Origin of the sequence: Streptomyces apricus, assembly GCF_008369065.1 — a bacterium.
In the GTDB taxonomy this organism is placed as follows: Bacteria; Actinomycetota; Actinomycetes; order Streptomycetales; family Streptomycetaceae; genus Streptomyces; species Streptomyces apricus.
Genome location: NZ_VDFC01000051.1, coordinates 14,817 through 25,171 on the forward strand (window position 1 = coordinate 14,817; position 10,355 = coordinate 25,171).

At 71.6% G+C, this 10,355-nt stretch carries 11 protein-coding genes; 6 read left to right on the forward strand and 5 right to left on the reverse strand.

All coding sequences use genetic code 11. From position 1 onward, the window contains the following. On the reverse strand, positions 1-404 hold a 404-nt coding region (locus FGF04_RS40295; RefSeq protein WP_188114302.1), incomplete at its 3' end, for a VOC family protein. A 188-nt stretch (positions 405-592) separates the two neighbouring features. On the opposite strand from FGF04_RS40295, the gene FGF04_RS30870 reads away from it, so the two are divergent. After that, complete coding sequence (locus FGF04_RS30870; RefSeq protein WP_149514665.1) at positions 593-1,303, forward strand: dienelactone hydrolase family protein; 711 nt, start codon at positions 593-595, stop codon at positions 1,301-1,303. Between the two features lie 72 nt (positions 1,304-1,375). Here the strand turns inward: FGF04_RS30870 and FGF04_RS30875 are convergent, their stop codons facing one another. Then, positions 1,376-2,740, reverse strand: a complete 1,365-nt coding sequence (locus FGF04_RS30875; RefSeq protein ID WP_149514666.1) for an RICIN domain-containing protein — start codon at positions 2,738-2,740, stop codon at positions 1,376-1,378. Between the two features lie 285 nt (positions 2,741-3,025). Between FGF04_RS30875 and FGF04_RS30880 the strand changes: the two genes are divergently transcribed. Together FGF04_RS30880 and FGF04_RS30885 are read left to right on the forward strand one after the other, a co-directional pair. Continuing rightward, positions 3,026-3,505: a DUF5709 domain-containing protein gene (locus tag FGF04_RS30880; protein WP_149514667.1), complete on the forward strand. Its 480-nt coding sequence runs from the start codon at positions 3,026-3,028 to the stop codon at positions 3,503-3,505. Positions 3,506-3,658: 153 nt separating this feature from the next. After that, complete coding sequence (locus FGF04_RS30885) at positions 3,659-4,369, forward strand: GAF domain-containing protein (RefSeq protein ID WP_149514668.1); 711 nt, start codon at positions 3,659-3,661, stop codon at positions 4,367-4,369. Positions 4,370-4,405: 36 nt separating this feature from the next. Here FGF04_RS30885 and FGF04_RS30890 read toward each other — a convergent pair whose 3' ends face one another. Beyond that, entirely contained in the window at positions 4,406-4,798 is a 393-nt protein-coding gene (locus tag FGF04_RS30890) for a DUF3662 domain-containing protein (RefSeq protein ID WP_149514669.1), read from the reverse strand. Between the two features lie 348 nt (positions 4,799-5,146). On the opposite strand from FGF04_RS30890, the gene FGF04_RS40300 reads away from it, so the two are divergent. The 3 genes from FGF04_RS40300 (at position 5,147) to FGF04_RS30900 (ending at position 7,386) form a co-directional block, all read left to right on the forward strand. Further along, complete coding sequence (locus FGF04_RS40300) at positions 5,147-5,311, forward strand: hypothetical protein (protein WP_188114303.1); 165 nt, start codon at positions 5,147-5,149, stop codon at positions 5,309-5,311. Positions 5,312-5,315: 4 nt separating this feature from the next. Further along, entirely contained in the window at positions 5,316-5,603 is a 288-nt protein-coding gene (locus FGF04_RS30895; protein WP_149514670.1) for a DUF4190 domain-containing protein, read from the forward strand. 124 nt (positions 5,604-5,727) lie between these two features. Then, a complete protein-coding gene (locus FGF04_RS30900; protein WP_149514671.1) occupies positions 5,728-7,386 on the forward strand; it encodes a catalase in 1,659 nt (552 codons plus the stop codon). A 102-nt stretch (positions 7,387-7,488) separates the two neighbouring features. Here the strand turns inward: FGF04_RS30900 and FGF04_RS30905 are convergent, their stop codons facing one another. Together FGF04_RS30905 and FGF04_RS30910 are read right to left on the reverse strand one after the other, a co-directional pair. Then, on the reverse strand, positions 7,489-8,385 hold the full coding sequence (locus tag FGF04_RS30905) for a glycoside hydrolase family 19 protein (protein ID WP_149514672.1): 897 nt from the start codon (positions 8,383-8,385) through the stop codon (positions 7,489-7,491). A gap of 194 nt (positions 8,386-8,579) precedes the next feature. Then, positions 8,580-10,157, reverse strand: coding sequence for an aldehyde dehydrogenase family protein (locus FGF04_RS30910; protein WP_149514675.1), 1,578 nt, complete (start codon positions 10,155-10,157; stop codon positions 8,580-8,582). Positions 10,158-10,355: the final 198 nt, after the last annotated feature.

Below are 10,355 nucleotides of genomic sequence, written 5' to 3' on the forward strand. Positions count from 1 at the left end.
GGGCCGGCGGGGCCCGCGGCCGGCTGCAGCAGGTCCCACCGGTTCCCGTACAGGTCCTGGAAGACGGCGACCGAGCCGTACGCCTCGTGCCGCGGCTCCTCCAGGAAGGTCACGCCCGCCGCGCTCATCCGGGCGTGGTCGCGGGCGAAGTCGTCGGTGTGCAGGAAGAAGCCGACCCGGCCGCCGGTCTGGTCGCCGACCCGGCCGCGCTGCGCGTCGTCCTTGGCGCGGGCCAGCAGGAGCCCGGTGCCGGATCCGCCGGTGCCCGGCTCCACCACGACCCAGCGCGAGCCGTCGGGGCGCGGGGTGTCCTCGACGAGGCGGAACCCGAGCGCCCCGGTGTAGAAGCGGACGGCGTCGTCGTAGTCGTCGACGACGAGGGTGACCAGGGCGACGCGTCGCATCGGGACCTCTCCAGGCGTTGGGGGTGCGCGGCGGCACGGCGTCCGTGGCAGCACCGACAGGGGTTATACGTAACACGCGAGGATACGGCATTGCCGTGCCGTACCCGGCCGGGGTCAGGGCCGCCCGTCCGTGCCGCGGGCGGTTCCGGCATGCTGGGGGCGATATCGAGCGACAGGAGTGAGACGCCATGTCCGAGACGCCCAGGTCGACCGGGGCACCCGCCCACCAGAACGTCACCTTCCCGAGCGGCGGCACCACCGCGCACGGTTACCTGGCCCTGCCCCCGGCCGGACGGGGACCCGGCGTGATCGTGATCCAGGAGTGGTGGGGGCTGACCGACCACATCGCGGACGTCACCGAGCGCCTGGCCAAGGAGGGCTTCGTCGCGCTGGCCCCGGACCTCTACGGCGGCAACGTCGCCCACGAGAGCTCCGAGGCGCTGCGGATGATGCAGGAGCTGCCCGTGGAGCGCGGGGTCGAGCTGCTGTCCGGCGCCGTCGACCACCTGCTGGCGATGGACGAGGTCACGTCCGACTCCGTCGGCTCGGTCGGCTTCTGCATGGGCGGCGGGTTCGTGCTCCAGCAGGCCGCCACCGATCCCCGCGTGCGCGCCGCCGTCCCGTTCTACGGGGGCATCCCGGGCGACGGCCCCGACTTCTCCGGTCTGAAGGCCCAGATCCAGGGCCACTACGGCGAGCGCGACGACTCCATCCCGCTCGACTACCTCGCCTCCCTGGGCGAGACCATCCGCGAGCAGTCCGGCATCACCCCGGAGTTCCACGTCTACCCGGCCGGTCACGCCTTCTTCAACGACGGCCGGCCCGAGGCCCACGATCCCGAGTCCTCGGCCCTGGCCTGGCGGCGGACGGTCGAGTTCCTGCACGCGCAGCTGGGCTGACCGCGGGCCCGGCCGGGCGACGGCTTCCCTCCGGTCCCCGACCGGTCCGGGACCGGAGAGAAGCCGCACACGTCAGTACGTGTACGTGTTGAGCGTCGCCACCGCCGCGGCCGGGTTGCCCAGGTCGTAGTGGTCCACCGCCAGGAAGTTGGGCTTCTTGCGGGCCGCGGGCTGGCAGAACCGCCGGGCCCGGTCGGTGAGCTTGGTGTTGTCGGTGCCGGCGGTCGAGGTGATCGCCGCGTCACGGAAGTGGTTCATCACGAAGAGCGGGCGGAAGGGCGGCGCCGCCGCGGTGAGGGGGACGTTGGTGTTCGCGTCGTACCAGCGGCTGTAGCAGGACCAGTCGGAGCCGCCGACGCCCGAGCCCATGGACCAGTAGTTCTCCACGGTCCACTCGCGCTGGTACATGACGCCGAAGCTGTCCCGGGTGAGCCCGGCGGACTCGTCGGCGGAGCGGCTGTGGTCGCTGAAGATCAGCAGGCGGTCGTCGGCCGCGATCAGGTCCGCCACCCTCGGCCAGCCGTTGGTGCGCACACCCGCCTGGTCGGGGCGGTACAGGACGTCGGACAGGCCCTCGACCCGGGCCAGTTCGGCGCGCAGCACGCCCGGGTCGACGTAGTCCTCCAGGAACACGGTGACGATGTCGCCCGGGTTCCGGCGCAGGAAGTCGACCATGCGCCGGAGGTCCACGTTCAGGGCGACCGGCCTGCTGACCAGGGTGCAGCTGTTGTGGCAGAGGATCGCGCCGTCCGGGGTCTGGTGGACGTCCAGCATGAAGCCGCGTACGCCGTCGGCGAGCTGCTGCTCGATCCCCCGGCTCTGGTTCGGCACGAGGTTCACGAAGGGCGGCGCGAAACCGCCGTCGACGCCGTTCGCGTAGGCGTTGTGCGAGGTGAGGAAGGTGACCTGGTCCAGCGTGCGGCGGTCCGCGGACGGCATCGGGGAGGTCGGGGAGGTCACCGGGGTCAGGTACCAGGCCGCGGGGTCGCCCGCCGCGCCCACCGCGAGCTGCGCGGGGTAGGTGGCGCCGGACGGCTTCGCGCCCAGGGTCAGGTACTGGTCGGCGCCGGGCACCTTGAGCCGGTAGCGGTCGGTGCCCGCCGGGGTGATCTCCCAGGCGGCGTCGGCACCCGAGCAGGCCACGGTCCGCGCCTGGGCGCCCGACCGGCCGAGGCAGCTGCCGGCCGTGTCGGTGCTCTCCAGGACGTACGTCGAGCCGGTGGACCGCAGCGTCCACTGCTGGCGGTCCTCGTTGCCCTTGGGGTTGCGCTGGAGGACCGCTCCCCCGCTGTCGGCGGCGTTCAGACCGGTGACGGCGCTCTGTACGTAGAAGACTCCCGACGACGGCACCTCGGCGGCGCGGGCGGGAGCGGACAGGAGGGTGGCCAGTGCCGCCGCGGCGGCGGTGAGGGCCGGCAGGAGGCGGTGTCCTCGCATGGTGTTCGGGTCCCTTCGGCAGCGCGACGGCACCCTGCTCGGCACCGTGGACGTGGGGGGTCTGCGCGGGACACTCAATCGGGTTGGTATGTACCGGTCAATAGCGCGAGCCGTCCGGAAGCCGTCGCGCGGGTTGCGGCCGGTGGACCGCGGCCGGTTCCGGCCGTCCGGGTGCGGCCCCCGGGGTCCGGCCTTCCGGGTGCTCCGGTGTTTCACGGGCCGTATGCCGGGCACCGCGGTACTTCACGGGGCGCACGAGAACGATCACCGCCAGGAGGCTGAACGATGACCGACGAGAGCAGCATGGCGGACGACGCCTACCAGCCCACCGGGGACAACGAGGAGCAGGAGGACGCCTCTCCGCTGGACCTCCAGGACGCGGTGGACGAACGCACCTACGACGACATGCTCGACGAGGGCTACTCGCCGCCGGAGAAGCCGCTCGGCGTCACCAAGACCGGTGTCACGGCGGCCGAGCAGCACGAGGGCGAGAGCCTCGACGAACGGCTGCGCCAGGAGGTCCCCGACACGGAGGTGCCGGACGGTGACGGCATCGGCGACCTGCCCGGCGGGGAGGGCGAACCGCTCGACCCCGAGGCCGGCGGCGAGCGCGCGGGACGCCTGGTGGCGCCGGACGAGGGCGCGCACGAGGACGCCACGAAGGAGGCCGTCGCGTCGGACGTCGGCATCGACGGCGGGGCGGCGGGCGCGGAGGAGGCCGCGGTCCACGTCGTGCCCGAGGAGGAGCTGCCCCCGCTGCCGTAGCGCGGGGACCGGCACCCGGACGGGAACGGCCGTGGTGCCCGGCGGTACCCCCACCCGCCGGGCACCACGGCCGTTCCCCGTGCCCGCTCCCGGGTACCTGGGTACCCGGGAGCCACATGGAGGGACAGCGGGCGGCACGGAACGGGGAGCGCGATGACGGAACGGCATTCCTCGGCGGCGTGGGCGGTGACGGAGGCCGTGCGCCGCGTCGAGACCGGCGAACTGCCGCGCGCCCTGTGCCGCTCGGTGGGCGAGGTCCTGCCCGTCGACGGGGTGGCGCTGTCCCTGCTCACCGACACGCCCGCCCGGCAGTTGCTGTGCGCGTCCGACGACACGGCCCTGCGGCTGGAGGAGATCCAGTTCACGGTGGCCGAGGGCCCCTGCGTCACCGCCGCCTCGGAGGGCCTGCCGGTGGTGGGCCGGAATCTGCGGCACCGCGCCACGCCGTGGCCGTTCTTCGGCGCGGCCGTCGCCGAGGAGCTGCCGCAGGTGGGCGCCGTCTGCGCGTTCCCCCTGCGGGTCGCCGGCCAGACGCTGGGCGCCATGGAGCTCTTCACGCACGACGACGAGGGACCCGACGGACCCTCGATGCGTGCCGGCGTGCAGGTCGCCGACGCCGTGGTGCGGGCACTCCTGCCGGCCCGCACCGAACTCTTCGACGCGTTCGGCTCCCCGCGCTGGCAGCCCGCCGACGTCGTACGGGCCCACTGGTCCTCGACCCACCAGGCCGTCGGGGTGGTCGCGGCGACCTACGGCACGAGTGTGGAGAGCGCCCTCGCGAGGATGCGGGCCGAGGCCTTCCGTACGGGGCGGACGCTCGCGGAGGTCACCGCGGCGATCCTCGGGCGCCCGCCCGCCACCTGACCGGCCGTGCGGCCGGCCGGTGGCGGGGCACGGCGGTCACTGCTGGAAGGCGGCGGCCCGCACGTGCTTCATGACGTGACTCGACACCCGGTAGCGGCCGTTGGGGATGTCGCTGGACTTGGTGACGTGCACCGCGAGCGGGCCGGCCCACACGTAGCCCATGGTCTCGCCGTGGCGCAGGAGCCGGTCGGTGAGGACCTGGTCGATCCGCTGGCCGTTGCGCTCCAGCTCCTCGTGGGCGAACTCGGCCAGCTCGACGTCGTACGCGTTGGGGACGACCGAGAGGTTCTCGCTGCACACCACGACGTTGTCGTCGCACTCCTTGCGCAGCGCCTCGACCAGTTCGACCGGTTCCTTGCGGCGGACCTGCGCGAGCAGTGACGCCCCGAACCGCTCCATCGCCCGTTCCAGGCCGGTGAGCGCGCTCACGACCGCACCTCCGTCCGGTGGGCGGTCCCGGTCCTGCGGTCGTTCTCGGAAACGGTCATCACGGGCAACTCCTCGCTCACGCGTTCGTGTCTGGGTGTTCCGCTCTTCCCGGCGGGTTCCCGGCAGCCGCGGATCGACGCGTCCCGGGCGGCGGCGGGCCGGCCCGGCACACGGGGCGGAAGCTCGTGGGAGTACCCCTGGGCGGCGGCCCCAATCCCCCGTGTGACGCACGTGTTCGCAGGTGTGATCCCGGCCGCTGGGGACACCCGTGTGCGCATGTTCCCGGAACGGCGTCCGACGGCGTGCCCAGGACCCTTTGCCCATGTCTTCGCGCGAACAGGAGCAGACGTGCTCATCCTCGTCGTGGCCTTCCTCCTGCTGGCCGTCCTCATCGGAGCGGCCGCCTACCTCCCCTGGCCCGTGGTCCTGGTGGCCGGCGCGGCCATCGCCGCGTGGCTGATCGTGTTCGCCGTCCGCGAGCGCCGCAGGCACGGCCGACCCCGAAAGGCGTGACCCGATGCGACTGACAGAGCGCTCCGAGCGGGAGACCGGCGAGCGGCGGACCGGCCGCCGCGACACCGAGGGGATGGCGGTCGCCTCCTTCGTCCTCGGCCTCGTCGGGCTCCTCGTCCTGAACTTCGTCCTCGGCCCCATCGCGATCGTCCTGGCCACCATGGCGCTGCGCCGCAACACCCCGCGCCGCTTCAGGGCGCTGCTGGGGCTGTGGCTCGGCATCGCGGACATCGTGCTGCTGGTGGTCCTCATGACGGTGAACGGCACCACGTCGTGGAGCCTGCTCGGCTGACCCGCCGACCGGCCCGCCGGCGGACCGCCCGGCCGACGCCGTCCCGCGATCAATGGACACATGCGGTGAAATAGGGGCATATCTTGCAGGAAACTCTCGTACGACCCCAGAGGAGTGGACGACCGTGACGGACGTATCGAGCATGGGCCCCGAGCCCGGCGACGACCGGGAAGTACTCACCAACCGACAGGGCCATCCGGTCTACGACAACCAGAACCAGCGCACCGTGGGGGCCCGGGGCCCCGCGACCCTGGAGAACTACCAGTTCCTGGAGAAGATCAGCCACTTCGACCGGGAGCGCATCCCGGAGCGCGTCGTGCACGCCCGCGGGGTGACCGCGTACGGCTACTTCGAGGCGTACGGGACCTGGGGCGACGAGCCCGTCGACCGCTACACCCGGGCCAAGCTGTTCCAGGAGCGCGGCAAGCGCACCGACCTCGCCGTGCGCTTCTCCACCGTCATCGGCGGCCGGGACTCCTCCGAGGCGGCGCGCGACCCGCGCGGCTTCGCGGTGAAGTTCTACACCGAGGACGGCAACTGGGACATGGTCGGCAACAACCTGGGCGTGTTCTTCATCCGGGACGCGATCAAGTTCCCGGACGTGATCCACTCGCTCAAGCCCGACCCGGTCACCTTCGAGCAGCAGCCGCGCCGCATCTTCGACTTCATGTCGCAGACGCCGGAGTCCATGCACATGCTGGTGAACCTCTTCAGCCCGCGCGGCATCCCGTCCGACTACCGCCACATGCAGGGCTTCGGCGTCAACACGTACAAGTGGGTCAACCAGGAGGGCGTGACGCACCTGGTCAAGTACCACTGGATGCCCAAGCAGGGCGTGCGCAGCATGACCGAGGAGGACGCGGCGAACGTCCAGGCCCAGGGGCTGGGCCACGCCACCAAGGACCTCTACGAGGCGGTGGAGCGCGGCGAGTACCCGGAGTGGGAGCTGCTGGTCCAGATGATGGAGGACCACGACCACCCCGAGCTGGACTTCGACCCGCTGGACGACACGAAGACCTGGCCGGAGCAGGACTTCCCGCCGAAGCCGGTCGGCCGGATGGTGCTGAACCGGATGCCGAGGGACTTCTTCGCGGAGAACGAGCAGATCTCGTTCGGCACCGGCGTCCTGGTGGACGGCCTGGACTTCTCCGACGACAAGATGCTGGTCGGCCGGACCTTCTCCTACAGCGACACACAGCGCTACCGGGTCGGCCCGAACTACCTGCAGCTGCCGGTGAACCAGCCCAAGAACGCCCCGGTCCGCACCAACCAGCGCGACGGCCAGATGGCCTACCACCAGGACAACGGCGGCGAGAACCCGATCGTCAACTACGAGCCGTCGATCACCGGCGGCCTGCGTGAGGACCAGTACCCCACGCACGACGAGCAGGGCCCGGTGATCCAGGGCAAGCTGACCCGCAAGCGGATCCCCCGCACCAACGACTACATGCAGGCCGGCCAGCGCTACCTGCTGATGGAGGAGTGGGAGCAGCAGGACCTGGTGAAGAACTTCACCGACCTGCTGTCCCAGTGCGACCGGGCGGTGCAGGAGCGGATGGTCTGGCACTTCCTGCTGGTCGAGAACGAGCTGGGCCTCAAGGTGGGCGAAGGACTGGGCATCACGCCCCAGGACGTCGCCGGCCTGAAGCCGCTGGCCAGCCAGGACCTGACCGAGGAGGACCGCAAGCGGCTGGAGAACCTGGGCCAGAACCCGCCGCGGGACGTCACCGGGCTGACCATGACCCACTGTGTGCCCAACACCCGGCACGAGGTCACGCGCTGAGCGCTCGGGAACGAGTGGTCCCGCACTCCGCGGCCGGCGCAGGTGCGCCGGCCGCGGAGCCGTGTCCGGAGGGAGAACGCCGGGCGTCAGAACATCAGGACGTCAGCAGTACAGGTTGCCGCCGGGCGTCGTGCCGAGGATCTGCGTGAACCGCTGGTAGCTGTCCACGCGGCTCTGCACCTGGGCGGGGTTCCTGCCGTCGCACTCCAGCGACCCGTTGATGGAGCGGATCGTCTGGCCGAAGCCCGCGCCGTTGACCATCGCGTTGTGGGGGGTCATGGAGCCGGGACCGGACTGCGTGTTCCAGTACCACAGGCCGGTCTTCCAGGCCACGGCCGAGTCGTTCTGCACGAGCCAGGGGTTGTTCAGCAGGTCGATGCCGAGCGCGTCGCCGGCCGCCTTGTAGTTGAAGTTCCAGCTCAGCTGGATCGGCCCGCGGCCGTAGTACGCGGCCTGGCCGGCCGGGCAGCCGTAGGGCTGGCCCCAGTCGCAGTAGTGCGGGTAGTTGGCGGTGTTCTGCTCGACGACGTGGACCAGGCCGCCGGTCTCGTGGTTGACGTTGGCCAGGAAGGCCGCCGCCTCCTGCTTCTTCACCGTGTCGCTGCCGGTGTTGGCGAAGCCCGGGTAGGCGCTCAGCGCCGCCTTCAGCCCGTTGTAGGTGTAGAAGCCGTTCCGGTTCGGGAACATCTGGTTGAACTGGGCCTCGCTGACGACGAACCCGGAGGGGTTGGTGGGTCCGTTGTCACAGGCGTACGGCTCCCAGTACCAGGTGCTGATGGTGGGGTCGTAGCCCGGGTTGTCGTGCTCGGCTATGTAGGCCTTGCCGTCGGTGTACCGGACGATGTTGCCGGTCACGTAGGACTTGCCGGCCACCCAGCTCGGGTAGCTCGAACAGGCGGCGGTGGCTGCGGCGGACGCACCGGAGGCCGGCAGGAGGACCGGTGCGGCGGTCGCGAGGGTGATCGCGGCCACGAACGCGGACAGTCGGCGTCTCGACACAGGAGCAACTCCTTCACGGAGCACGGTCGCGCCCGTACGGGGGCAGCGCGGAGCTGACCTTGTACGCGCGCGCCGGGGGCACCGGCCGCGGCGTACGGGCGGCCGTGGTGGGGGGTGTGGAGGCACACTCCACCACCTTGGTCTGGACCAGTCAAGGGTGTAGACCAGTCAACCCGCGCCGCGGACGGGCCGGTTCAGCCCAGCGGCTTCTCCAGCACCGCCTTGCGGTGGCTGAACGTCTCGATGGAGTAGCGGCCGTGGTAGCTGCCCATGCCGCTCTCCCCCMCCCCGCCGAAGGGCAGGTCGGAGACGGTGAGGTGGGCGAGGGGCAGACCGAGGCCCAGCCCTCCGGACGAGGTCTCGGTGGCGAGCCGCTCCCGGGTGGTGTCGGACTCGGTGAACGCGTAGAGGGCGAGGGGCTTGTCGCGGTCGTTGATGAACCCGATGGCCTCGTCGAGGCCGGGGACGGTCACGATCGGCAGGACCGGGCCGAAGATCTCCTCGCGCATGACGGGCGCGTCCGGGGCTACGTCGGCCAGGACGGTCGGCGCGATGTACTTCGCCGCGCGGTCGGTGGCGCCGCCCACGACGACCCGGCCGGAGCCGAGCAGTCCGCTGAGCCGGTCGAAGTGCCGCTCGTTGACGATCCGGCCGTACTCGCCGGAGGCCGACGCGTCCGACCCGTACAGGGCCTCGACGGCCTCGGTCAGCGCGGGCTCCAGGGCGCGGGCGGTCTCCGGGTCGGTCAGGACGTAGTCGGGCGCGACACAGGTCTGCCCGGCGTTGAGGAACTTGCCGCGGGCCAGCCGGGCGGCGACCACGGACAGGTCGGCGCCGCGGTCGACGAAGGCCGGTGACTTGCCGCCGAGTTCGAGGGTGACCGGGGTGAGGTGCTTCGCCGCGGCGGCCATCACGATGCGGCCGACGGTGCCGTTGCCGGTGTAGAAGATGTGGTCGAAGCGCTCGGCGAGCAGGGCCGTGGTCTCGGGGACGCCGCCCTCGACGACGGCGACGGCATCGGTGTCGAGGTACCGGGGCAGCAGCCGGGCGAGCGCCGCGGAGGTGGCCGGGGCCAGCTCGCTGGGCTTGACGACCACCGCGTTGCCGGCCGCGAGCGCGCCGAGCATCGGGGCCAGCAGGAGCTGGGCCGGGTAGTTCCAGGGGGCGATGACCAGGACGACGCCGAGGGGGTCGTGGCGCGTCCAGCCCTTCGCGTCGGGGCCGAGGTGCGCGGGGACGGGGGAGTTGTCGATGCGGCTCTGGACCTGGCCCGGGTTGCCGCCGTTGCACTCCAGGCTGCCGTTGATGGAACGGATGGTCTCGCCGAAGCCGGCGCCGTTGACCATGGCGTCGTGCGGCGTCATGGTGCCGGGGCCGCTCTGGGTGTTCCAGTACCAGAGGCCGGTCTTCCAGGCGACGGCCGCGTCGTTCTGTACCAGGTCGGGGTTGTTGAGCAGGTCGATGCCGAGCGCGTCGCCCGCGGCCTTGTAGTTGAAGTTCCAGCTGAGCTGGACGGGGCCGCGGCCGTAGTACTTGTCGTTGCCCGCCGGGCAGCCGTACGACTGGCTCGTGTCGCAGTAGTGCGGGTAGTTGGCGGTGTTCTGCTCGACCACGTACTGCAGGCCGCCGGTCTCGTGGCCGACGTTGGCGAGGAAGGCGGCGGCCTCCTGCTTCTTCACCGTGTCGCTGCCACTGTTGGCGAAGCCGGGGTAGGCGTCGAGCGCGGCGGTGAGGCCGCTGTACGTGTAGAACGAGTTCCGGCCCGGGAACATCTCGTCGAACTGCGCCTCGCTGACCACGAACGCTGCGGCGGAGGTGTCCTCGCCGGCCTTCTGCGCGGAGGCCGTCGGGGCGAGCGTGAGCGTGCAGAGGGCGGCGGCCGCGCCGGTGGCGGTCAGCAGCCCGAGGATGCGTCGGTGCACGATGTCGACTCCTGTGGGGTGGGGCGTAGGGCGGACGGCGCGGGAGAG